The organism is Mycolicibacterium sp. 624, from assembly GCF_040548615.1.
Taxonomy (GTDB): Bacteria; Actinomycetota; Actinomycetes; order Mycobacteriales; family Mycobacteriaceae; genus Mycobacterium.
Map to the genome: position 1 here is coordinate 688,543 of NZ_JBEPRZ010000003.1, position 21,888 is coordinate 710,430.

Annotated in this window: 24 protein-coding genes; 5 read left to right on the forward strand and 19 right to left on the reverse strand. The window is 68.1% G+C overall.

Annotation, left to right across the window (positions count from 1 at the left end; all coding sequences use genetic code 11):
- Positions 1-6: 6 nt before the first annotated feature.
- From aroQ to ABIA65_RS16175, 11 genes are all read right to left on the reverse strand, one after another.
- Positions 7-450, reverse strand: a complete 444-nt coding sequence (aroQ, locus tag ABIA65_RS16125; protein WP_241399275.1) for a type II 3-dehydroquinate dehydratase — start codon at positions 448-450, stop codon at positions 7-9.
- Positions 447-1,526 carry a 3-dehydroquinate synthase gene (aroB, locus tag ABIA65_RS16130; protein WP_241399276.1) on the reverse strand — a complete coding sequence of 360 codons (1,080 nt, stop codon included), beginning with the start codon at positions 1,524-1,526 and terminating at the stop codon, positions 447-449. Before aroB ends, aroQ begins: the two co-directional genes overlap by 4 nt.
- Positions 1,519-2,160, reverse strand: a complete 642-nt coding sequence (locus ABIA65_RS16135; protein ID WP_241399277.1) for a shikimate kinase — start codon at positions 2,158-2,160, stop codon at positions 1,519-1,521. The genes aroB and ABIA65_RS16135 overlap by 8 nt, the downstream gene beginning before the upstream one ends.
- The gene (aroC, locus tag ABIA65_RS16140) at positions 2,160-3,380 is read right to left on the reverse strand and encodes a chorismate synthase (protein ID WP_241405691.1); all 1,221 of its coding nucleotides are present in this window, start codon (positions 3,378-3,380) and stop codon (positions 2,160-2,162) included. Before aroC ends, ABIA65_RS16135 begins: the two co-directional genes overlap by 1 nt.
- Positions 3,381-3,422: 42 nt before the next feature.
- Positions 3,423-3,932: a GNAT family N-acetyltransferase gene (locus ABIA65_RS16145; protein WP_354524168.1), complete on the reverse strand. Its 510-nt coding sequence runs from the start codon at positions 3,930-3,932 to the stop codon at positions 3,423-3,425.
- Positions 3,933-3,951: 19 nt separating this feature from the next.
- Complete coding sequence (locus tag ABIA65_RS16150; RefSeq protein ID WP_354524169.1) at positions 3,952-4,404, reverse strand: prepilin peptidase; 453 nt, start codon at positions 4,402-4,404, stop codon at positions 3,952-3,954.
- A gap of 9 nt (positions 4,405-4,413) precedes the next feature.
- Positions 4,414-5,211 (reverse strand): shikimate dehydrogenase, encoded by a 798-nt coding sequence (locus ABIA65_RS16155; RefSeq protein WP_354524233.1) that lies wholly within the window; start codon positions 5,209-5,211, stop codon positions 4,414-4,416.
- A 48-nt stretch (positions 5,212-5,259) separates the two neighbouring features.
- A complete protein-coding gene (locus ABIA65_RS16160) occupies positions 5,260-6,510 on the reverse strand; it encodes an endolytic transglycosylase MltG (RefSeq protein WP_354524170.1) in 1,251 nt (416 codons plus the stop codon).
- Entirely contained in the window at positions 6,503-7,009 is a 507-nt protein-coding gene (gene ruvX / locus ABIA65_RS16165) for a Holliday junction resolvase RuvX (RefSeq protein ID WP_241399282.1), read from the reverse strand. Before ruvX ends, ABIA65_RS16160 begins: the two co-directional genes overlap by 8 nt.
- 4 nt (positions 7,010-7,013) lie before the next feature.
- Positions 7,014-9,710: an alanine--tRNA ligase gene (alaS, locus tag ABIA65_RS16170; protein ID WP_354524171.1), complete on the reverse strand. Its 2,697-nt coding sequence runs from the start codon at positions 9,708-9,710 to the stop codon at positions 7,014-7,016.
- 138 nt (positions 9,711-9,848) lie between these two features.
- The gene (locus ABIA65_RS16175; RefSeq protein ID WP_354524172.1) at positions 9,849-10,250 is read right to left on the reverse strand and encodes a secondary thiamine-phosphate synthase enzyme YjbQ; all 402 of its coding nucleotides are present in this window, start codon (positions 10,248-10,250) and stop codon (positions 9,849-9,851) included.
- A 97-nt stretch (positions 10,251-10,347) separates the two neighbouring features.
- On the opposite strand from ABIA65_RS16175, the gene ABIA65_RS16180 reads away from it, so the two are divergent.
- Positions 10,348-10,635: a GlsB/YeaQ/YmgE family stress response membrane protein gene (locus tag ABIA65_RS16180; RefSeq protein ID WP_241399285.1), complete on the forward strand. Its 288-nt coding sequence runs from the start codon at positions 10,348-10,350 to the stop codon at positions 10,633-10,635.
- A gap of 24 nt (positions 10,636-10,659) precedes the next feature.
- On the opposite strand, the gene ABIA65_RS16185 is transcribed toward ABIA65_RS16180, so the two are convergent.
- The 4 genes from ABIA65_RS16185 to ABIA65_RS16200 form a co-directional block, all read right to left on the reverse strand.
- Complete coding sequence (locus ABIA65_RS16185) at positions 10,660-11,127, reverse strand: SRPBCC family protein (protein ID WP_354524173.1); 468 nt, start codon at positions 11,125-11,127, stop codon at positions 10,660-10,662.
- Positions 11,124-11,528 carry an ArsR/SmtB family transcription factor gene (locus ABIA65_RS16190; protein WP_354524234.1) on the reverse strand — a complete coding sequence of 135 codons (405 nt, stop codon included), beginning with the start codon at positions 11,526-11,528 and terminating at the stop codon, positions 11,124-11,126. The genes ABIA65_RS16185 and ABIA65_RS16190 overlap by 4 nt, the downstream gene beginning before the upstream one ends.
- A 150-nt stretch (positions 11,529-11,678) precedes the next feature.
- Entirely contained in the window at positions 11,679-13,007 is a 1,329-nt protein-coding gene (locus ABIA65_RS16195) for a replication-associated recombination protein A (RefSeq protein WP_371746801.1), read from the reverse strand.
- A gap of 21 nt (positions 13,008-13,028) precedes the next feature.
- Positions 13,029-13,874: a DUF3097 domain-containing protein gene (locus ABIA65_RS16200; protein WP_354524174.1), complete on the reverse strand. Its 846-nt coding sequence runs from the start codon at positions 13,872-13,874 to the stop codon at positions 13,029-13,031.
- A 70-nt stretch (positions 13,875-13,944) separates the two neighbouring features.
- On the opposite strand from ABIA65_RS16200, the gene ABIA65_RS16205 reads away from it, so the two are divergent.
- The 4 genes from ABIA65_RS16205 to ABIA65_RS16220 are packed head-to-tail and all read left to right on the forward strand — an operon-like array spanning position 13,945 to position 16,734.
- Positions 13,945-14,520, forward strand: coding sequence for a hypothetical protein (locus ABIA65_RS16205; protein WP_354524175.1), 576 nt, complete (start codon positions 13,945-13,947; stop codon positions 14,518-14,520).
- Between the two features lie 11 nt (positions 14,521-14,531).
- Entirely contained in the window at positions 14,532-15,362 is an 831-nt protein-coding gene (locus ABIA65_RS16210; protein ID WP_502919569.1) for an SDR family NAD(P)-dependent oxidoreductase, read from the forward strand.
- Complete coding sequence (locus tag ABIA65_RS16215) at positions 15,362-16,213, forward strand: LLM class F420-dependent oxidoreductase (RefSeq protein ID WP_241399289.1); 852 nt, start codon at positions 15,362-15,364, stop codon at positions 16,211-16,213. Before ABIA65_RS16210 ends, ABIA65_RS16215 begins: the two co-directional genes overlap by 1 nt.
- An 11-nt stretch (positions 16,214-16,224) precedes the next feature.
- Positions 16,225-16,734, forward strand: a complete 510-nt coding sequence (locus ABIA65_RS16220) for a nuclear transport factor 2 family protein (protein ID WP_241399290.1) — start codon at positions 16,225-16,227, stop codon at positions 16,732-16,734.
- Positions 16,735-16,741: 7 nt separating this feature from the next.
- Here ABIA65_RS16220 and ABIA65_RS16225 read toward each other — a convergent pair whose 3' ends face one another.
- The 4 genes from ABIA65_RS16225 to ABIA65_RS16240 all read right to left on the reverse strand — a co-directional run bounded on the left by ABIA65_RS16225 (position 16,742) and on the right by ABIA65_RS16240 (position 21,817).
- Positions 16,742-17,053, reverse strand: a complete 312-nt coding sequence (locus ABIA65_RS16225; protein ID WP_241399291.1) for a DUF4333 domain-containing protein — start codon at positions 17,051-17,053, stop codon at positions 16,742-16,744.
- A gap of 84 nt (positions 17,054-17,137) precedes the next feature.
- Positions 17,138-18,160: a zinc-binding metallopeptidase family protein gene (locus tag ABIA65_RS16230; RefSeq protein ID WP_354524177.1), complete on the reverse strand. Its 1,023-nt coding sequence runs from the start codon at positions 18,158-18,160 to the stop codon at positions 17,138-17,140.
- Positions 18,153-19,079: a transglutaminase family protein gene (locus ABIA65_RS16235; RefSeq protein WP_354524178.1), complete on the reverse strand. Its 927-nt coding sequence runs from the start codon at positions 19,077-19,079 to the stop codon at positions 18,153-18,155. The genes ABIA65_RS16230 and ABIA65_RS16235 overlap by 8 nt, the downstream gene beginning before the upstream one ends.
- On the reverse strand, positions 19,076-21,817 hold the full coding sequence (locus ABIA65_RS16240) for a circularly permuted type 2 ATP-grasp protein (protein ID WP_354524179.1): 2,742 nt from the start codon (positions 21,815-21,817) through the stop codon (positions 19,076-19,078). Before ABIA65_RS16240 ends, ABIA65_RS16235 begins: the two co-directional genes overlap by 4 nt.
- Positions 21,818-21,888: the final 71 nt, after the last annotated feature.

Genomic DNA, 21,888 nt, shown 5'->3' on the forward strand with positions numbered 1-21,888 from the left:
CGAGAATCAGGCCTGAGCGGCCAGGTAGCGCAGGGCCAACAGATACCCCTGCACGCCGAGACCGACGATGACGCCGGTCGCGACCGCACTCAGGTACGAGTGGTGCCGGAACTCCTCCCGGGCGTGGACATTCGAGATGTGCACCTCGATCAACGGGGCGGTCAACTCCGAGCAGGCGTCCCGCAGCGCCACCGACGTGTGCGTGAATGCGCCGGCGTTGAGGATCACCGCCTCACCCGCGTCGGCGGCGTCGTGAATCCAGCCCAGTAGTTCGGCCTCGCTGTCCGACTGCCGCACGGTGACCGTCAGGCCGAGTTCGTCGGCCTCCTGCTCGATCATCGCGACCAGGTCGTCGTGGGTGGTGTTGCCGTAGACCGCGGGCTCCCTCCGGCCGAGCCGGCCCAGGTTGGGCCCGTTCACCACATGCACGGTCGCTGCGCGAGCGCTCATCGAACCCCGATCTCCGAGTAGGCGGCCACCAACAACGACGGATCGGGCCCCTCGAGACGCCCTGGTTTACCCAGCCCGTCGAGCACCACGAAGCGCAGCACACCGGACCTGTTCTTCTTGTCGCCCGCCATGTGCTCCAGCAGCTGGGGGAAGGCGTCGGCGTCGTAGTCCACCGGCAGCCCCAGCGAGGTCAGGATGGCCCGGTGCCGGTCGGCAGTGGCATCGTCGAGCCGTCCGGCCAACCGGCCGAGTTCGGCGGCGAACACCAGGCCGACCGAGACGGCCGCCCCGTGCCGCCATTTGTAGCGTTCGCGCCGCTCGATCGCATGGGCCAGGGTGTGGCCGTAGTTGAGGATCTCGCGGAGCTCCGATTCCTTCTCATCGGCGGCCACCACCTCAGCCTTGACCGCGATGGCACGCCGGATCAGCTCGGGTAGCACGGTGCCGGAGGGGTCGAGCGCAGCTTCGGGGTCGGCCTCGATCAGGTCAAGGATGACGGGATCGGCAATGAAACCGGCCTTGACGATCTCGGCCATGCCAGCCACGATCTCGTTGCGCGGCAACGACTCCAGCGTCGCGAGGTCGACCAGCACGGCGAGCGGCTGATGAAACGCCCCGACCAGGTTCTTGCCCGCGTCGGTGTTGATGCCGGTCTTGCCACCCACGGCGGCGTCGACCATGCCGAGCAGCGTGGTCGGCACGTGCACGACGTCGACGCCGCGCAACCAGGTGGCGGCGGCGAAGCCAGCGACATCGGTCGCCGCTCCCCCACCGAGGCTGACGACGGCATCCTTGCGACCGATCCCGATGCGGCCCAACACTTCCCAGATGAAACCGAGGACGGGCAGCTCCTTGCCCGCCTCCGCGTCCGGAATCTCGATGCGGTGTGCGTCGACACCGTTGTCCGCCAAGGCACTACGGATCGCCTCTGCGGTCGCAGCCAACGTGGGCTGGTACAGAATCGCCACCCTGTGGCGATCGGCGAGGATCCGGGTCAGATCGGCGAGCAGGCCGGTGCCGATGATCACGGGGTAGGGCCGGTCGACCTGGACGTCGACGGTCACGGGTTCAGTCATTACGCGCTTCCGCTTGGCGGGCCAGGGCCGATGGACTCGGCGGGGCCTCGGTGATGGGACCGGGATTGAGAACAGTGGGCAGTCGCCGCCACGCCGGCCTGCGCCGCTTTCGCGGGGGCTGCTCGACGGCGTTGCACTCCAGGCGCGCGACGATGTGACGGACGACCGCACCGGGGTTGCGGCGGTTGGTGTTGACCCGCATGGTGGCGACCTCGCGGTACAGCGGCACACGCTCCGCCATCAACTTGCGGAACGTCTCCTCTGGGTCGGCGCCGGCCAGCAGTGGGCGGCCAGTCCCACCCGAGGTACGCCGAATCCCCTCGGACGCATTGATTTCGAGGTACACCACGGTGTGGCCGGCCAGAGCCTCGCGCACGGCAGGCGAGGTGACTGCGCCGCCGCCGAGGGAGACGACGCCGTCGTGTTCGGCCAGGGCCGCGCACACCACCTCGGCCTCGATGCGACGGAACTCCGCCTCACCGTCGGTGAAGATGTCGGCGATGCTGCGGCCGGTGGTCTCGACGATCTTGGCGTCGGTGTCCAACAGCGGCACGCCGAGCGCCTTGGCCAAGCGCCGCCCGATGGTGGACTTGCCCGATCCGGGCATGCCCACCAGCACGGCCTTGGGTGCCATCAGCCCGACGCCCGCGCCGCCGGATCGATCCCGCGGTCGGCGCCCGACCGGGCCGCGACAGCGCGCAGGTAGCTGTCGACGTTGGATCGCGTCTCAGCCACGGAGTCCCCGCCGAACTTCCTCAGTGTGGCGCGCGCGAGCACAAGGGCGACCATGGTCTCGGCCACCACGCCCGCGGCGGGCACCGCACACACGTCGGAGCGCTGGTGGATGGCGACCGCCTCGTCGCCGGTGGCCATGTCGACCGTCGCCAGGGCGCGAGGCACCGTCGAGATCGGCTTCATGGCGGCCCGCACGCGCAGGGCCTGACCGTTGGTCATACCGCCCTCAAGCCCGCCCGCGCGATTCGTCGAGCGAAGGACGCCGTCGGGTCCGGGGTAGATCTCGTCGTGGGCGACGCTGCCGCGGCGTCGCGCGGTCTCAAAGCCGTCACCGATCTCGACGCCCTTGATGGCCTGAATTCCCATCAGCGCGGCGGCAAGCTGGCTGTCGAGCCGATCCTCGCCACTGGTGAACGAGCCAAGTCCGATGGGGAGGCCGTCGACGACCACCTCGACGACGCCACCGAGGGTGTCGCCGTCCTTCTTCGCGTCCTCGATCTCGGTGATCATCGACTTCTCGGCGGCCTCGTCGAAAGCCCGCACCGGGCTGTCGTCGATCCGGGCGAGGTCCTCGGGCCGTGGCGGTGGACCGTCGTACGCCGCGGAGGCGCCGATGGAGATGACGTGTGAGAGCACCTCAACGCCGAGTACCTCGCGGAGGAAGGCCCTCGCGATGGTGCCTGCAGCGACTCGGGCTGCGGTCTCGCGGGCGCTGGCGCGCTCGAGAACCGGCCGGGCGTCGTCGAACCCGTACTTGAGCATGCCCGCGTAATCGGCGTGACCAGGTCGGGGGCGGGTCAGCGGGGCATTACGCGCCACGTCGAGTTCGGCGGGATCCACGGGATCCGACGCCATCACGGTCTCCCACTTGGGCCACTCGGTGTTGCCGATCTCGATGGCGATCGGACCACCCATCGTGAGCCCATGCCGGATCCCGGCGAGCATCGTGACCTCGTCGGCCTCGAACTTCATGCGGGCGCCGCGGCCGTAGCCCAGGCGTCGCCGCCTCAGCTGCCCCGCAATATCCTCAGTGGTAACGCCGACACCGGCGACCATGCCCTCAACCACGGCCACCAACGCGCGGCCGTGAGATTCACCAGCAGTGGTCCATCGCAACACGCGTCCCATCTTCCCATGACACGCCGAACCTGACGTAATCCGTCACGCTGAGGCGTCCCGCGCCAGGCTGCACTGCAGCAGGATGGTGTCGACGAAGCGGCCGTGTTTGTGGCCGACGCGGGTCAGGCGCCCGGCCTCGACGAAACCGAACCGGCCGTGCAGGCGCACCGATGCGGGGTCACCGCTGTCGGCGATAACCGCGATCACCTCCCTGACCCCGACGTCCCTGCAGGCCTCGAGCAGGGCCGTCATCAGCTCGGTGCCGCACCCCAAGCCGACAGCCCACGGCGCGACGTAGACCGAGTCCTCGACGGTGGCGCGGTAGGCCGGCCGGGCCTTCCACGGCGCGCAGTAGGCATATCCGGCGACGGCACCATGGCGTTCGGTGACCAGGAACGGTAGGCCCACCTCGGTGATCGTGCCGAGACGCCGCAGCCACTCCTGGGCGTCGGGCGGATCGACCTCGAACGTCGCGACGCTGCCGGTCACGTAGTGCTCGTAGATCTCCGCGATGGCGGGGAGGTCGGACGGCTGGGCGAGGCGTGCTGGCATGGTCACACCACCGTATGGCTCAGGTGATCGCCACCGCGACGGCTGTGGCGGTCGCCACGCACATTGCCGGTCCGTGCGGAACACCCGCCGCGCGACGCAAACCGGCTCCGCGGCGCAGGGCCGCCCCGATGGCCCACAGCACTGTCAGCAGCGGGGCGCCAAGCGCGGCCAACAGCCACACATCAAGACCGAACGCCCCGCACAGCGCGCCCACGCCGATGGCGAGCTTGACGTCGCCCGCGCCAAGGCCGGCGGGCGATATCAGGTGCACGACCAGATAACACCCGGCCAACGTGGCAGCCCCGGCCAGCGCCGCCGGCCCGCGATCGTTCGCCGCCGCGATCACCAGCACGACTGCCGCTCCCGGAAGGGTCAGGGCGTTGGGCAGCCGCTGCTGGCGAATGTCGTAGACGCTCAAGGCGGTGAGCCAGACCAGCACGACCACACACCCCACCGCAGGCGCCGCCCCCATCTGAAAAGGCTAATCCGCGGTAAGGGCCCTACTCATCGCCTCTTTCGGCGCCGGTTGGCCGGTGAACAGCTCGACCTGGGCGAACGCCTGGTTCAGCAGCATCGCCAGTCCGCTCACCACGCGGCCGCCTGCCGACTCCACCGCCGATGCCAGCGGTGTGGGCCACGGGTCGTAGATCGCGTCGAGCAGCAGCGGGACTCCGACAACTGACGGTGCGTGGGCCGCCACCACATCCGCGGGAATGGTGCTGACCACAACGTCCAACAGTTCGAGCGAAGTGCCCAGTTCGACCCAGCGCGCGGTGGCCCCGACCTGCTCGGCCAACGCCACCAGCGGGGCGGCCTTGTCGGGATTGCGCGCCACGATCGAGATGTCGGGGACGCCGAGTTCGGCCAACCCCAGCACGGCGGCGGGCGCAGTACCGCCGGAACCGAGGACCGCGGCCCGGCCCCATGTCATCTCGATCAGGGCACGCAGCGCACCAGTCACGCCGTCGACATCGGTGTTGTCGGCCAGCCACCCGGTGTCGGTGCGGACCAGCGTGTTGGCCGACCCCACCAGTTGGGCACGCGCCGTCCGCTCGTCGGCGAACTGCAGCGCGGCGAACTTCCCCGGCATGGTCACCGACACCCCGACCCACTCCGGGCCGAATCCGCCGACGAGGGCGGGCAGTTCATCGGCACCGCACTCGATGCGCTCGTAGGTCCAGTCCACGAGCCCGAGCGCCGCGTAGGCCGCCAGGTGTAGCTGCGGGGATCTCGAGTGGGCGATCGGCGAGCCGAGCACCGCGGCCTTACGGGCCGTCATCGCGGGCCCGCCACCGCGCACCATCGGATCGTGCACGTCACCGCACGCTCAGCGGGCGCTGTCGAGCACACCATTGCGTTGGGCCACTTCGATATTGGCCAAGTGCTGCTGGTAGTCACGGGTGAACAAAGTGGTGCCCTGCAGGTCCACGGTCACGAAGTAGAGCCAGTCCCCCGGCTCCGGGTGCTCGGCGGCCGCCAGCGCGGGCAGCCCCGGTGAGCAGATCGGTGTCGCCGGAAGTCCCTCGCGGACATAGGTGTTCCACGGGGTGTCCCTGGCGCGGTCGCCGTCGGTGGTCGCCACCTCCTGGCGGTCCAGCGAGTAGTTGACCGTCGAGTCGAACTCGAGCCGCCGGTGGTCGGCTGCGATCAGCCGGTTGTAGATCACGCGGGCCACCTTTGCGAAGTCGTCCGGCATGGACTCCTTCTGCACCAGCGACGCGACAGTCAGGATCTCGTACGGCGACATACCCTCCGCGGCTCCCGCGGCGAGCAACCCGTTGGCCTCGTACTGCGCGACGCTGGCCGCGATGAGCTCTGAGAGGATCTCCATCGCCGACGCTGACGGGTCGACGTTCCACGTACCCGGTGCGATGAGACCCTCGATGCGGCGGTGATCATCACCGACCGCCTTGATCGGTTCGACCGCCCACTGCGGGATCGACAGCGCCGACGGCTCCCCGGATGAGGCGGCGTCCTTGAGGGAATCGCCACCGACGCACTGTTCGGTCCCGTCGAGACTCACGCACGTCGCCTTGGAGATCAACGAGAAGATGCCGTCGGTGACGGCGTTCGTCCGCACATCCGCGGTGTCGTCGAGTTGGCGGCCCTCCGGGATCACCATCAGACCCACACGACTCTTGGGGTCGGCCAGCCGCTTGACCGCGTCGGCAGCGGGAATCTCGGTGCGCACCTTGTAGAAACCGGGCTGAATGGCCGAGATGGCGGAGTTACCCGAGGCGGCGTCGACGAACGCCCGCGAGGTCGCCACCACACCCTTCTCCTGCAGCGCCTGTCCGATCGCCGTCGTCGAGTCGCCGTTGTGCACCTCGACGATCACGTCGGCTACACCGGCGCCCGTGTAGTCGTCACCCATGCCGAACAGTCCGTGCCACATCCGCGAGCCGAGGAACACCGCGCCGACCACGACGACGATCAGCGCGGTTATCGAGAGGGCGGTGACGGTACGGCGACGCCGATTGTTGCGGCTGGCGCGGGCTCGCTCGGTGCGGCTCATGCCGCGTCGAGGTGCTCCCACCGCCGTCGGTTGCGGTCGTTCGCGGCCCCAGTCATCAGACATCGTCGGCTCCGCTGTGATCGGCCTGCACGTGGCGCCGCTGGTCCAGCCAATTCTGCAGGATGCCAACAGCTGCGGCCTGGTCGATCATCGCCCTCTGTCCCTTCGCGCGCACCCCTGCTTCACGCAGGGAGCGCTGTGCAGTCACGGTGGTCAATCGTTCGTCTGCGAGACGCACCGGGATGGGTGCGATACGCGCGGCAAGTGCATCGGCGACGGCGATGGCATCGCGCGCCGACGGTCCAGTTCGGTCGGCCAGCGTCCGCGGCAATCCCACCACCACCTCCACGGCCCCCAGTTCCTCGATGAGCCTCACCAGCCGACGGACGTGCTTGTCCGTCCTGTCCCGGCGCACCGTCTCCACTGGCGTCGCAAGAATCCCGTCCGGATCGCTGACGGCGACACCGATCCGGACGGTGCCGACGTCGACGCCAACCCGTGGTCCACGTCCGGGGTCGGATGGCCCGGGCCGGTCCGGTTGGCGATCGTCGGGATGGGTCACCCAGTTAGCTCCGGCCTACCTCGGCACGCACGGCAGCCAGGGCCGCGTCGATCCCCGAGGCACCGCTGCCGGAGCCCTGAGCCAGGTCGGCCTTACCGCCGCCACGTCCGTTCACCGCCGCACCGACGGTCTTGACCAGGTCGTTGGCGGATAGGCCGAGGTCCTGCGCTGCGGGGTTCACCGCGACCACATACGGCACCGTGTCACCCTCACCCTCGGCGATCAGGGCGACGACAGCGGGTTCGGAGCCGAGCTTGCCGCGGATGTCACCGACGAGACTGCGCAGATCGGCCGCCGAGATACCCCCGGCCATCCGCTGTGCCACGACACGGACCTTACCCACCAGTTCCGCGCCAGCGGCAGCGTTCACCGCAGCCGCTCGCGCATTCGCCAGGCGCACCCGGTCGAGTTCCTTCTCGGCAGTCCGCAACCGCTCCACGAGGTTCGCCACACGGGCGGGCACCTCGTCGGAGGACACCTTCAGCGATGACGCCAGGCCGGCCATCAGTGCGCGTTCCTTGGCCAGGTGCTTGAACGAGTCGAGGCCGACGTACGCCTCGACGCGCCGCACACCCGATCCGACCGATGACTCACCGAGGATGGTGACCGGTCCGATCTGAGCCGAGTTGTGCACGTGGGTACCACCGCACAGTTCGATGGAGAACGGGCCACCGATCTCGACGACGCGCACCTCATCGGGATAGTTCTCGCCGAAGAGTGCCATCGCGCCCATGGCCTTGGCCTTGTCGAGTTCGGTGTTGAAGGTGTTGACCTCGAAGTCGGACTGGACTGCCTCGTTGGTGACCTCTTCGATCTGGGTCCGCTGATCGTCGGAAAGCGGTCCCTGCCAGTTGAAGTCGAATCGGAGGTAACCGGGCCGGTTGAGCGATCCGGCCTGAACCGCGTTGGGGCCCAGCACCTGTCGCAGCGCGGCGTGCACCATGTGGGTACCGGAGTGGCCCTGGGTGGCGCCTTGACGCCACTTCGGATCGACCGCGGCCGAGACGGTGTCGCCCTCGACGAACTCACCGGACTCGACGTTGACGCGGTGCACCCAGAGCGTCTTCGCGATCTTCTGCACATCGGTGACGGCCGCCTTGGCCGCGCCGCTGGATCCGGTCCCCGTGATGGAGCCGATGTCGGCGATCTGACCACCGGATTCGGCATAGAGCGGTGTGCGGTCCAGGACCAGTTCGACACGGTCGACCGAGCCGCCCTCGATGTCGTGCGAGATCACCGGAACGCGCTTGCCGTCCACGAAGATGCCGAGAATCGTTGCCTGCGAGGTCAATTCGTCGAATCCGGTGAACTCCGTCGGACCCGCATCCACCAGGTCGCGGTATGCGCTGAGGTCTGCGTGCGCATGCTTGCGCGCCGCGGCGTCTGCCTTGGCTCGCTGCCGCTGCTCGGCCATCAGGCCGCGGAATCCCTCCTCGTCGACCGACAGCCCGGATTCGGCCGCCATCTCGAGGGTCAGTTCGATCGGGAAGCCGTAGGTGTCGTGCAGGGCGAATGCGTCGGCGCCCGAGAGCACTGTCGCACCGGAAGCTCTGGTGGCGCCTGCGGCGTCGTCGAACAACTTCGAACCCGACACCAGGGTTCGGTTGAACGCCGTCTCCTCGGCGACTGCGATGCGGTGAATGCGGTCGAAGTCGTCGACCAGTTCGGGGTAGGAGGGCCCCATCGCGTCGCGCACGGTGATCATCAGGTCGCCCACGATCGGGGTGTCGATGCCGAGCAGTTTGGCCGACCGGATGACACGGCGGAGCAGGCGGCGCAGCACGTAGCCGCGGCCGTCGTTGCCCGGGCTGATCCCGTCGCCGATGATGATCGCCGCGGTGCGACTGTGGTCGGCGATGACGCGGTAGCGCACGTCGTCGGCGTGGTTGCCGACACCGTAGCCGCGGGGCGCGATGCCTGCGATCAGGTCGATCGCCGGACGCAGCAGGTCCGTCTCGTAGACGTTGTCCACCTCTTGCAGTAGGCAGGCGACGCGCTCGACACCCATGCCGGTGTCGATGTTCTTGCGTGGCAACGGCCCGAGGATCTCGAAGTCGGTCTTGCTGGTGCCCTCACCCCGCTCGTTCTGCATGAAGACGAGGTTCCAGATCTCGATGTAGCGGTCCTCGTTGGCCTCCGGGCCACCCTCGATGCCGTACTCGGGTCCGCGATCGATGTAGATCTCCGACGACGGGCCGCACGGGCCGGGAATGCCCATCGACCAGTAGTTGTCGGCCATACCGCGACGCTGGATGCGCTCCAGGGGCAGACCGGCGACCTCACGCCACAGCGATATCGCCTCGTCGTCATCGAGATAGACGGTGGCCCAGATCCGCTCGGGATCGAACCCGTACCCACCCTGGTCCACCGGGTTGGTCAGCAGGCTCCAGGCGAACTCGATGGCGCCCTTCTTGAAGTAGTCCCCGAAGGCGAAGTTGCCGGCCATCTGAAAGAACGTGTTGTGCCGGGTGGTGATGCCGACCTCGTCGATGTCCGGAGTGCGGATGCACTTCTGGACGCTCACCGCACGATCCCACGGCGGGGTGCGTGCTCCGAGGAAGAACGGGACGAACTGGACCATACCGGCGTTGACGAACAGCAGGTTGGGATCATCGAGGATCACCGACGCGCTGGGCACCTCGGTGTGGCCCGCCTTCACGAAGTGATCGAGGAAGCGTTTCCTGATCTCGTGTGTCTGCACGTGCTGCTGTCCTTCATCGTTGGAGTGGGTCGAATTGCTTGTCGACCGCATTACAGTACCGGTCCATCAATGTTGCCCCGAAGAGGCGCGGTCAGGCCAACGAACCGCTGGTCCCCCGCGTGCCGCAGCGGGGAAGCCTCAGCCGCGGACGAAGCTCAACCGCACCGATCGCTGTGAGTTGTCGCGGTTCAGGTCGACCAGTACGACGCTCTGCCAGGTACCCAGCAGCGGTCGGCCGCCCTGCACAGGCAATGTCACCGACGGCGCGACTATCGCGGGCAGCACGTGGTCGGCGCCGTGACCCGGCGAACCGTGCGCATGGCGGTAGCGGTCGTCACGAGGAAGCAGGCGCTCCAACGCCTCGACCATGTCGTCATCGGACCCGGCGCCCGTCTCGACAATGGCCAAGCCGGCCGTCGCGTGCGGCACGAAGACGTTGCACAGTCCGTCACCGCGGCCGGCGCAGAAGGACCGCACCTCCTCGGTCACATCCACCGTCCGCCGCCGCGTCGTGTCCACCTCGAGCACATCGGTCTGCACACCGACGAGCGTACGGCGGGCAAGTCAATTGACGTCCCTGTTTATCCCGACGCCGCATGGGTATTGCAGTCTCACCACCCACCCGCTGGAGGAAGACATGACCATTACCGGTGTCATCACCGCAATACTCATCGGCATCGTGGTCGGCGTACTTGGCCGCCTCGTCGTGCCGGGCAAGCAGCACATCTCCGTGCTCGTCACGGTGCTCGTCGGCATCGTCGCGGCGTTTCTCGGGACAGCACTGGCGCGCGCCATAGGCATTCCCACGGTCACCGGCGGTATCGACTGGCTCGAACTTCTGGTGCAGGTGATTGTGGCCGCGCTGGGCGTCGCCCTGGTGTCCGCCGCGATCGGGCGCCGACGCACTGGACTACTGCGCCGCTGACACACCCGGCGCGCGGCGGGGCTGTCAGGCCAGCAGGGCGTCGAGGCGTTCGTAGCTCTGCGTCATGCCACCCTCCATGCCCGACGACAACAGCGCGTCGCGCGCCTCGGTGTTCGGGCAGATGGAGCGGCCCCGCAGCCTGCTGCGGCCGTCACCGAGATCGGTGAACCACATGAACTCGATGTTCACCATGTCGGGCGCACCCTCGAACTCGAAGGTCTGGATCACGATGTCGTTCTCACGAACGGTATGGAAGACCCCATTGAAGGTGAACGCTCCCTCCTCACTGGAGTGCACGTATCTGTAGCCGCCACCGGTACGGAAATCCCAGTGCTCGATGGTCATCTCGAGGCCGTGGGGCCCTAGCCATTGCTTGACCAGATCGGGTTCGGCGTGCGCGCGAAACAGCGCGTCCCTCGGCGCCGCGAACTCGCGGGTGAACTCCATGGCCAGCGTGTCCACCGGCGCCACCAGGTGCAGTGCGTTCGTCATCGTGATCTTCCCCTTCTCTTCACTTCATTGACTTCTTCGGTTACTTCGTCAGACGTCATTTCGTCCGTCGCCATTGCCGCCAATAGGTCGTCCAGGCGGCGATAGTTGCGTTCGGCGTCGAGGCGGTAGCGATCGATCCACGACGTCAGCCGCTCGAGGGCGACCGGGTCGAGGTGCACCGGCCTGCGCTGGGCATCCCGGCTGCGGGTGACCAGGCCTGCCAGCTCGAGCACCTGAATGTGCTTGGACACCGCCTGTTTCGTGATGTCGAAAGGCTGGGCCAGCTCGTTGACCGTCGCCGGTCCGCGGGACAACCGCGCCACGATGGCGCGCCGAACCGGGTCAGCCAGCGCCAGGAAGGCCCGGTCCAGACCGCTCTCGACACCGCCGCCATCACTCAAAGTCAACCCATTCGTTGATCAACCAATTAGTTGATTACAACGGTAGGAGGAACGTCACCACGTGTCAAGACCGCCGCCGAGACTGCAGTGAGATCACGAATTCCGCACAAACCGCGATCTCACCGCAGTCTCGGCGAGATGGGTGAGGGCCTAGCGGCGGACCCGCCGCACGATCGCGCGCAACTTCTCCAGCCTGGAGCCGATCTCACGTTCGATGCCATGGCTCGTCGGCCGGTAGTAGTCGACACCGGCCAGCTCGTCGGGTGGATACTGCTGGGGCACAACACCACCGGGATCGTCATGCGGATACGCATACCCCTGCGCGTTGCCCAGGGCAGCGGCGCCCGAATAGTGGCCGTCGCGCAGATGCGGCGGGACCAACCCGGCCTTGCCCGCCTTGATATCGCCCATCGCCGCGGACAGCGCCATGGTCACCGCGTTGGACTTCGGCGCGGTCGCCAGGTGCACGGTGGCGTGCGCCAACGTCAGCTGCGCCTCCGGCAGGCCGATCAACTGCACGGTCTGTGCGGCGGCGACGGCCGTCGGCAGCGCCGTCGGATCGGCCATTCCGATGTCCTCGCTCGCCAGGATCATCAGACGACGGGCAATGAATCGGGGATCCTCCCCCGCGGTCAACATCCGGGCCAGATAGTGCAGTGCGGCATCGACATCCGAGCCGCGGATCGACTTGATGAACGCACTGACGACGTCATAGTGCTGGTCACCGTCGCGGTCGTAGCGCACGGCCGCCTTGTCCAGGGACTGCTCGATGACCTCGACCGTGACTCGATCACCCGCCTCGGCGGCCACCTCGAGTGCGGTCAGCGCGCGCCGCGCGTCACCCGCGGCCAACTGCACCACCAGCTCGACGGCGTCGGGGTCGACGTCGACGGTGCCGTTCAGACCACGCGGGTCGGCGATCGCACGCTGCACCACGGCGCGGATGTCATCGGCGGCCAGCGGCTGCAACTGCAGGATCAGTGACCGCGACAGCAGCGGCGCGACGACCGAGAACGACGGGTTCTCCGTCGTGGCCGCCACCAACAGCACCACGCGGTTCTCCACCGCGGCGAGCAGCGCGTCCTGCTGGGTCTTGGAGAACCGGTGGACCTCGTCGATGAAGAGAACGGTCTGCTGGCCGTGCACCGCGGCGCGCCGGGCGACGTCGATGACGGCGCGGACCTCCTTGACTCCGGCCGACAGCGCGGACAGCGCCTCGAAGCGTCTGCCGGTCGCATGCGATATCAGCGATGCCAGCGTGGTCTTCCCGGTGCCGGGCGGACCGTAGAGGATGACCGACGCCGCGCCCGACCCCTCAGCGAGACGCCGCAGCGGCGAGCCGGGCCTCAGCAGGTGGTCCTGGCCGACCACCTCATCGAGCCCGGCGGGGCGCATACGGACCGCGAGCGGCGACAACGTCGACGATGCCGCGGCCACATCCGGGTCGGGATCGGAGACGTCGAACAGTCCGTCAGACACAGTTCAGGCTTACCACGCCGCCTAGGTGGCGGGCTGCGTCACGAAGTCGATGAGTTCCTCGACGCGGCCGATGAGATCGGGTTCGAGGTCGGTCCAGTCGCGCACACTCCCCCGGATCCGCTGCCACGCCCTGGCGATATCGGCCTGATCTCGGTGTGGCCAGCGCATCGCCTCACAGACACCGTGCTTCCACTCGGTACCGCGCGGGATGACGGGCCACGCCTTGGCACCAATCCGTGCCGGCTTGACCGCCTGCCAGATGTCGATGAACGGGTGCCCCACCACGAGGGTGTGTTCGCCGCCGGGACCCCGGCGTACCGCCTCGGCGATCCTGGCCTCCTTGGACCCCGCCACCAGGTGGTCGACGAGGACGCCCAGTCGCTGCCCCGGTCCGGGCCGGAACTCCGCGACGATGTCGACGAGATCGTCCACGCCGCCGAGGTACTCGACCACGACGCCCTCGATGCGCAGGTCATCGCCCCACACCTGTTCGACGAGTTCGGCGTCGTGGCGGCCCTCGACGTAGATCCGGCTGGGGAGCGCGGTGCGCGCCCTGGCCCCGTGCACGGCGACCGATCCCGATGCGGTCCTGGTCGGCGCGGCCGGCGGGGGTCGCCGCAGCGGCGGGTTGAGGATGACCGGCTTACCGTCGATGAGGTAGCCCGGGCCGACCGGGAAGGACTTGCGCCTGCCCTTGCGATCCTCGAGCTGCATCCGCCCGAACTCGACGTGCACCACGGCGCCGACATACCCGGTCGCCACGTCCTCCACCACGAGACCCATCTCGATGACGCGTTCGGTGGACCGCTTGCGCTTGGGACCGTGCGGGTCGCGGGCGAGGATATCGGAGCCGTATCGATCTGCCACCGCACGATCCTATGGACCATCGGCGCCGAAGTCGGGCACCGCCACACCCCGCTTCCCTACCATCGAGCGCATGCTGTTGAACCGGGCGACTGCCGAGGGCATCGTCGACGGCACGATCACACTGGTGCTGCGCCGATGGGACGCGCCGCGCGCCAAAGTCGGTGGTACGCAGCGCACTCCGGTGGGCACCATCCGCATCGATGACATCGCGGAGTTTCCCGGCTCCCATCGTGTGACGGCACGTCAGGCCAAGGCAGCGGGCTATCCCAGCGCCAAGGCGGCCCAAGCCGACCTCGACCGCAGGCCTGCCAGACACACCTATGCAATCGCGGTGTCGTTTCTGGCTCCCGACGAACGCCCCGCGCTGGCCGCCGACGACCACCTGACCTCGGCCGACGTGGACACCATCACCTCCCGGCTGGACCGCTGGGATGGCGTCGGCGTGCCGTGGACACGCGAGTACCTGCGGCTCATCTCCGACAACGAGGCAGTCCGCGCACCCGACCTGGCCGCACGCCTTGGCTTGGACATCCCGAAATTCAAGCGCCGGGTACGCCAGCTCAAGGGTCTCGGGCTGACGATCAGCCTCGACGTCGGCTACCGGCTGTCCCCGCGGGGACGTGCCTACCTGCGACTGACGGGCTGACCACGCGCCCGATGTGTCGACGCCCGACCCCGCGGTGCGACGATCGGGGGGTGATTGACGCATCCAAGTACGGGCCGTGGGCCGTGATCGCGGGCGGATCCGAGGGCGTCGGCGCCGAGTTCGCCCGGCTGGTCGCCGAGGCAGGCATCAACCTCGTGCTCCTCGCCCGCAAGGCCGGCCCCCTGGAGGCCACGGCGACCCGCTGCCGGGAGTCCGGTGTCGAGGTCCGCACGCTGTCGGTCGATCTGGCCGCTCCGTCGGCGTGCGATGAGGTTGCCGCGGCCACCGCGGGCCTCGAGGTCGGGCTGTTGATCTACAACGCAGGTGCCAACACGTGCAGTGCGGAGTTCCTCGACGCCACCCCGGCGGACTTCGGTCGTGTCGTGGACTTGAACGTGACGACGATGATGGGCCTGGTGTCGCACTTCGGCGGGCCGATGCGCGAGCGGCGGCGGGGCGGCCTGCTTCTCGTCGGCTCGATGGCGGGCTATCTCGGCTCGGTGCGGCACACCGTCTACGGCGGGGTGAAGGCGTTCGGCCGGATATTCGCCGAGAGTTTGTGGCTGGAGCTGCGTGAGTTCGACGTGGACGTGCTCGAACTCGTCCTCGGTGTCACCCGCACACCCGCGATGGAACGGGTGGGGTTGAACTTCGACGTGCCTGGGCTGCGCGTGGCCGACCCCGCCGACGTTGCGCGCGAAGGCCTCGCGCAGTTGGCCAATGGACCGGTGTTCGTGGCGGCAGGCAACGACCGCGACGTTGCCCGGCGCAACGATCCCGACCGGGCCAAGGTGGTCCTCGAAACCCACGAGTTCATGCAGCGGCTGATCGGTCCCGGCTGATGCGAATTGGACTGTCGACACCAGTCGTCATGCAACTACCCGGGGCCGCATCGGCCTGGGAGCGCGACGGTGCGGTCGAGGACATCGTTCGCATCGCAGAGGCCGCCGACACACTCGGATTCGACTACCTGACCTGCCCGGAGCACGTCATCGTGCCCGAGGACGACGCGGGTCAACGCGGTTCGACGTACTGGGATCCCCTGGCCACCTTGGCCTATCTCGCCGCGCGCACGACCCGCATCCGCCTCCTCACCGCCGTCGTGGTGCTGGGCTACCACCACCCACTCGAGATCGCGAAGCGCTACGGCACGCTCGACCGGCTCAGCGGGGGCCGGCTGACGTTGGGTGTCGGGGTCGGCTCGCTGGCCGCCGAGTTCGGTCTCCTGGGTGCGTCGTTCGATGACCGGGGGCCGCGCGCCGACGATGCGTTGCGGGCACTGCGTTCCTCGCTGTCGACCACCAGACCCGTCTTCGCCGGCGAGTTCTACGCCTTCGACTCGGTCGTGATGGATCCGTGTGCCGTCCAGCAACACGTGCCGATCTGGGTCGGCGGCCGGACCCGGCGGTCACTGCGCCGCGCGGTGACACTCGCCGACGGCTGGATGCCGTTTGGGCTGAGCGCGAGGCAAACTGCGGAACTGCTTTCCGCCGTTGACCTTCCGCCCGGATTCGACATCGCTCTGCCGTGCGGGCCGCTGGACCCGACCGGCGCGCCCGAGGAGGCCGCACGCAGGCTTTTGCAGCTCGCCGACCTCGGAGCCACCACCACAACCTGTGCGATCACTGCCCAGTCAGCGTCGCAGTACTGCGATCAGTTGGCGGCGTTGCGCGAGATATCCGACAACCTGTAAGGACGGACATCATGATCGAAGACGACCGGTTCGCCGAGCTCGAGGCGCGGCTGCGTCGCTTGGAGGACGAACGCGCCATTGAGCGGATGATCGCGGCCTATGGTCCGCTGGTGGACGCAGGCGACGCCGACGGGACGGCAGCACTGTGGGCGGTGGACGGCGGCTACCAGGTTGCGGGCTGGTCGATGCACAGTCGCGCCGACGTCGCCGCGATGGTGCGCTCCGACGACCATCAGCGGCTCATCGAACACGGTTGCTGCCACTTTCTCGGCCCTGCGGTGGTCACCGTGACCGGCGACGTTGCAGTCGCGGTGTGCGACTCGGCGCTGTTCGTCAGGGCCGACAAGGGCTTTCGTGTCTATCGTGCGGGTGCCAACCACTTTAGGCTGCGGCGTGCAGGCGACGGTTGGGAGATCACCGAACGCATCAGCCGGGCGCTGGATGGCAGCAAGCAGGCGCGCGACTTGTTGACGGCCGGTGTGGCTGGACGCGCGCCGTCGCCCGCGGAGCATGACAGCTGAGGCGCGGCTACCCCGTGGGCTCGGTGTTGATGTCGAAGACGACCTGCTCGCCCTCCACCTTGAGGATCTTCATGTGCGCGGTGTAGGGCGTGTTCTCGGGCCCGGTGAAGGTGCAGTCGAACTCGACGCCGACGTCGGCCTTCACGTCATTGGGGCACGTGACGTCGGTTGGCTTGAACTTGGTCTGCTTTGACACCAGATCGACTATCGACTGCGCGGCGCCCTCCGGCTTGATGGTGGCACTGCAGGCAGTCAAAGACAGCGCCGCGGCACCGACGAACAGCCCGGCGCCGACGCGGATGCCAAGAGTACGAGTCATGGAGCGAAATGCTGCTCTACCCTTTGCTCGAGGTCAACACCGGGCCCCTGTCGGAGTGTCGCGGCCAGGCGACCGCCCTGACGGCTAGGCCATCTCGTCGATCACGGTGTGAATGAAGCGCATCTTCTCGAGCACCGCCCGCGGCAGCACGAACGGGTAGAGGTCCTCCCTACCCATCGACCTGTTCACCATGTTCAGCGCCCACGACAGCGGTAGCCACATCTCGATGATGGTGTCGAATCCGCTGGGGCCCAGTGCCCGTCGGTCGAAGGTGGCACCTGCAGGGGCGAATCCGAAGGCCGCGGAGGTATCCAGCGCGTCGCGGATGTGCAGGTAGTGGGCGAACGTCTCGGCCCAGTCCTCCGCGGCGTGCATGCTGGCGTACGACGAGACGTAATCCCTCTCCCAACCGGCTGGAGCGCCCTGACTGTAGTGGCGGTCCAATGCGCTCTGGTAGTCGGCGGTGGGGTCGCCGAACAGCTCGACGAAACGCGCGGTCTGTTCGGCCGATCCGCCCACCAGCCGGTAGAAGTAGTAGTGCCCGATCTCGTGCCTGAAGTGACCGAGCAGCGTCCGGTACGGCTCGGACAGTGCGATGCGCAACTGCTCGCGGTGGACGTCGTCGCCCTCGGCGAGATCCAGCGTGATGACCCCGTTGTGGTGCCCGGTGGATACCGTCTCGTTCTCGCTGGAGAGCAGGTCGAAGGCCAGCCCGAACTCCGGGTCCTGCGCTCGGCCGACGATCGGCAGCTTGAGCTCGGCGAGTTCGAAGATCAGCCGGCGTTTGGCCCGCTCGGCGTCGGCGAAGGCGGCCATTGCCTTCCGATCTCCGTCATTGGGGCGGGTTCTGGTCAACGCGCACGATGTGCACAGCGCCGCGACCGGACCCTTCTTGACTAGCCAGTTGCACTCGGCCACATGTAGATTCGCGCACAGCCGGTACTGACTCTCGTCAACCGCCCCGGCGTGTTCACTCTCCGGTCCCGGCACGATCACCAGCAGCGCCCTGTCGTCGAGCGAAAAGCCCAGTTTGCTGCGACAGCTCAGGCAGATCGAGTTCTCGAACGTCAACCGCTGACCGCAGTTGGGACAGGTGAAGTCACGCACCTCGGACACCTTCCCGCAACGGCGCGACGTCCACCGAGACGTCGATGACGCTGCTCGTGGAGTCGGTGTAGATGATGCCCCGCAGGGGCGGCACGTCGGCGTAGTCGCGGCCGAAGCCAACCACGATGTAGCGTTCGTCGACCATCTGGTCGTTCGTCGGATCCAGCCCCAGCCACTGGTTTTGAGGTGTCCACACGGCAGCCCACGCGTGTGTCGCATCGACACCCACCATGCGCTCCCTTCCAGGCGGTGGATCTGTCGCGAGATATCCGGAGACATAGCTGGCGGCCAGACCATTGGCGCGCAGGCAGGCGATCGCCAACCGGGCGAAGTCCTGACATACCCCCTCCCGCGCCACCAAAACCTCGGCGACCCGCGTGGACACCGTCGTCGAGCCCGAGCGGTAGGCGAAATCCGTGTTGATTCGCGAGTTGAGATCGGCCAGTACCTCAATCAGTGGCCGGCCGGGGATGAAACTGGGTGCGGCGTAGGCCCGCAACTCCTCGGTGATCTCGGGGGGCTGCAGATCAAGGGTGAACTCGGATGCCAGTGCGCCGTCGGGACCGACGGGCCGGGCGATCTCCCACGGCGCCTCGGCCGAGCCGGCGCCGTACAGCTCGGCGGGCGGCGGGTCGACCTCCACCACCGAGTGACTCGTGATGGAAAGCGTCCGGTGGCGTTCGCTCACATGGAAGTAGGAGCTGACGTTTCCGTAAACGTCACGGCTAGTGGACCTGTCGGTGGCCTCGGGATCGATGTGCAGTTGGTGCGACACGCACCGCTGACCGGTGGAGTCGCGCGGTGTCAGGAATCCCCGGCCGTAGGAGCTGGTGACGTCGTCAGAGTAGCGGTAGGTCGTGCGGTGGGTGATCTCGTAGCCACGGGTGGCGCCGGGCGTCGGTGCGTCGGTGATAGTCACGGCACGACCCTTCGCTCGTCGGGTCCCCACAGCGGCTGCATGCCACCGGGCAGCGACAGGTGGGCGGCCGTGATGAGGTTGGACAGCTCACGCAGGTCCGCCGAGAGACCGTCGAGCAGGTCGGCCAGCTCGGCACGTCTGCCATCGGCGCTGACGACCTCGAGACCCTCGGGGCCGACGCGGCGCAAGCGGGCTGTGATGTCCTCTGCGAGCCGCTCAGGACGCGTCGATCCCGATGATGACGGCAGTGCTCTCAAATTGGTGCGCAGGCGCTCGAACTGGAAGGCCAGTGACCGCGGGTTCTCGGCATCGAAGAGCAGCAGGTCGGCGACAGCGGCCACGCTGACCTGACCGAGCATGCGTCTGCGGTAGCTCACCGACGACTCACACGCGACCAGCGTCGACTCCGTAATCGTCTGCTCGGCAGCGGGATTGCGCACCGTGGTCAGTGTGGCGCCGAGCAGGGCCGTCAGCCACGCGCTACGTTCGATGCGCTTGCCGATATCCATCACCGTCCAGCCGACGTCGTGCACCATCGACTCGGCCGCGACACCCGACAGCGCGAGCATGCCGGCAAGCGTCTGGCTGTGCGCCGCCGCCAGGTAGGTCTCCCCCTCGGTCTGCGAGTCGGGCCGGCCGCCCGCGGGATGCAGCACCGCCCGCTCCACCCCTGCCAGCACCATCCACGTGTCGTTGGACATCTGGTCGCGCACGGCCCGTGACACCAGGCCGAGTCGTTCGACCGACTGAGCCAGTGCGCCGGCACGGTGTCGGTCGGCGGTAAGCGATAACAGCGTCGTGGGCGCCGTCGCGACCATATCGGCGTCGTCACCGTCGGCGCCGGTGTCGGTTCCGGTCAGTTCACCCAGCGCGGTCAGGAGTACCGGCACACACTCGCTTCCCGCCATCTCGCGGCGGTACCGGAATTCGTGGTATCGCTCGCGGGTCACGGTGAGCAGGCGTGCCATGGCCTCGGCCCGTTCGGCGTAGCGGCCGAGCCAGAACAGATCCGACAACACGCGCGGCGAACTGACGGCACGGGTCGGGCTCGGCGTCATCGCCGGAGCCGCCCCGGCGGCGACATCCAGCTCAAGAGCCGCCCCGGCGGCGACCTCCAGCTCGAGCAGATCGGCTGGCGGCGTCGGAGTGCGCTCGGCCGTGACGCGGGTTGTCGCACGCACCCAGATGTCCTTGGCCGCAACGGTCTGCAGCTCGTGGCCCGCGTGACCGGGCGCGACGAGGTAACCGAGCCCGCCGACCATCGGGGCGTATCCGCCGCGCTGGGCCACGGTGAACAGGCGCATGCCGACCTTGCTCGCCGACAGCCCGCCCGGGTCGAAGTCGGTGGGCGCCGAAGAGTACTCGGGCAGTTCCTGGCCCACCCACCGCCACGGTGTCGCCGCGATGCAGGCGCTCAGGTCCGCCAGCCCGGCCGCCGACAGCGCCGGTCCGACAATCGGTTCACCACCATCGACCCGTTTGATGACCAACGACGACAGGTGCGACAGTAGATGGGCTCGCTCCAGGTCGATACCGCCCCAGTACGCCTGTGTGGTGTCCAGCGTGGGCGTCTCGTCCAGCAGCAGTTCGGCCAGTTCCGGCAGAAATCGCAGCAGCCCAGGGCTTTCCAGGACGCCACTGCCGAGTGTGTTGACCATCGTGACCGCACCGCGTCGCAGCACCTCGACCAACCCGACGACACCCAGTCGCGAGTCGGGGCGCAGGTCCAGCGGATCGACGTACTCCGCATCAATCCTTCGCAGGACGACGTCGACGCGTTTCAGCGTGCCCAGCGAGCGCATCCACAGCTTGCCGTCGCGCACCACCAGATCGGCGCTCTCCACCAAGGGGAAGCCCAGCACGCTGGCCAGGTAGGCCTGGTCGAATGCGGTCTCAGAGTGGATGCCGGGGCTGAGCACCACCACCACGGGCTCCTCGGCGGACTCCGGCGCCGCGTCGATGAGTGCCAGACGAAGGGCCTGTGCCCACGGCGATACCGGCCGCGGCCCTATCCGCTCGTAGAGGTCGGGGATGGAGTGGGCCACCACGCGACGGTCGGCCAGGGCGTAACCCGCTCCCGACGGCGCCTGCGTCCAGTCGGCGTTGACACGGAAGGCCCCGGATCCGCTTCGACTGACATCGCAGCCGTGCAGGAACAGTTGGTGGCGCCCAGGCACCTCGATGCCACGTGCGGCGCGGACGTATCCGGGGTGGGCGAAGAGCAACTGAGCGGGCAGCACACCGCTGGTGATGGACCGGCGTGGTCCATATAGATCGGTGAGTACGGCGTCGAGCAGTCGAGAGCGCTGCACCAGACCCGATTCCAACTGATCCCAGTCGGCCGCCGAGATCACCAGCGGCAGAGCGTCCAGGTGCCACGGACCGGGGGTTCCCGCATCGTCGTCGCCGCGACCGCCGATGGCCGTACCGTGCTGGTCGGAGTGGCCGAAGGTGATGCCGTCGTTGTCGACCAGTTGACGCACCGTGGTGCGCAACGCGGCGAGGCCGCCGCGTCCGCGCTCGGTGATGCACTCGGCGACGTCCGCCCAGGCCGGCCGAACATCGCCTGCCTCGTCGACGAATTCGTCGTATCCGCTGCCCGAACCGCCGCGCACGTCAAACAGCGCGCGTTGCGCCCGCGCGGACTGGTAGCCGGTCAGGACGTCCTCGGTGGCGGGTGCCACGGCACGGCGACCCACGGGGTTCGGCTCGGGAGAGCCGCTAGCTCGAAGCACCATCACCGCAGAACGGTACGCACCCGGCGCGGATCAGCAATGTCGGGCGCGCCCACGCTGGTGCACGGCTGGCC

What these genes read in the sequence shown, in the direction of transcription:
- aroQ (WP_241399275.1), bottom strand. Translation starts at nt 450, where the DNA reads ATGAGCGCTCGCGCAGCGACCGTGCATGTGGTGAACGGGCCCAACCTG.
- aroB (WP_241399276.1), bottom strand. Translation starts at nt 1,526, where the DNA reads ATGACTGAACCCGTGACCGTCGACGTCCAGGTCGACCGGCCCTACCCC.
- ABIA65_RS16135 (WP_241399277.1), bottom strand. Translation starts at nt 2,160, where the DNA reads ATGGCACCCAAGGCCGTGCTGGTGGGCATGCCCGGATCGGGCAAGTCC.
- ABIA65_RS16145 (WP_354524168.1), bottom strand. Translation starts at nt 3,932, where the DNA reads ATGCCAGCACGCCTCGCCCAGCCGTCCGACCTCCCCGCCATCGCGGAG.
- ABIA65_RS16150 (WP_354524169.1), bottom strand. Translation starts at nt 4,404, where the DNA reads ATGGGGGCGGCGCCTGCGGTGGGGTGTGTGGTCGTGCTGGTCTGGCTC.
- ABIA65_RS16155 (WP_354524233.1), bottom strand. Translation starts at nt 5,211, where the DNA reads ATGACGGCCCGTAAGGCCGCGGTGCTCGGCTCGCCGATCGCCCACTCG.
- ABIA65_RS16160 (WP_354524170.1), bottom strand. Translation starts at nt 6,510, where the DNA reads ATGTCTGATGACTGGGGCCGCGAACGACCGCAACCGACGGCGGTGGGA.
- ABIA65_RS16180 (WP_241399285.1), top strand. Translation starts at nt 10,348, where the DNA reads ATGACCATTACCGGTGTCATCACCGCAATACTCATCGGCATCGTGGTC.
- ABIA65_RS16185 (WP_354524173.1), bottom strand. Translation starts at nt 11,127, where the DNA reads ATGACGAACGCACTGCACCTGGTGGCGCCGGTGGACACGCTGGCCATG.
- ABIA65_RS16205 (WP_354524175.1), top strand. Translation starts at nt 13,945, where the DNA reads ATGCTGTTGAACCGGGCGACTGCCGAGGGCATCGTCGACGGCACGATC.
- ABIA65_RS16210 (WP_502919569.1), top strand. Translation starts at nt 14,532, where the DNA reads ATGTGTCGACGCCCGACCCCGCGGTGCGACGATCGGGGGGTGATTGAC.
- ABIA65_RS16215 (WP_241399289.1), top strand. Translation starts at nt 15,362, where the DNA reads ATGCGAATTGGACTGTCGACACCAGTCGTCATGCAACTACCCGGGGCC.
- ABIA65_RS16220 (WP_241399290.1), top strand. Translation starts at nt 16,225, where the DNA reads ATGATCGAAGACGACCGGTTCGCCGAGCTCGAGGCGCGGCTGCGTCGC.
- ABIA65_RS16225 (WP_241399291.1), bottom strand. Translation starts at nt 17,053, where the DNA reads ATGACTCGTACTCTTGGCATCCGCGTCGGCGCCGGGCTGTTCGTCGGT.
- ABIA65_RS16240 (WP_354524179.1), bottom strand. Translation starts at nt 21,817, where the DNA reads ATGGTGCTTCGAGCTAGCGGCTCTCCCGAGCCGAACCCCGTGGGTCGC.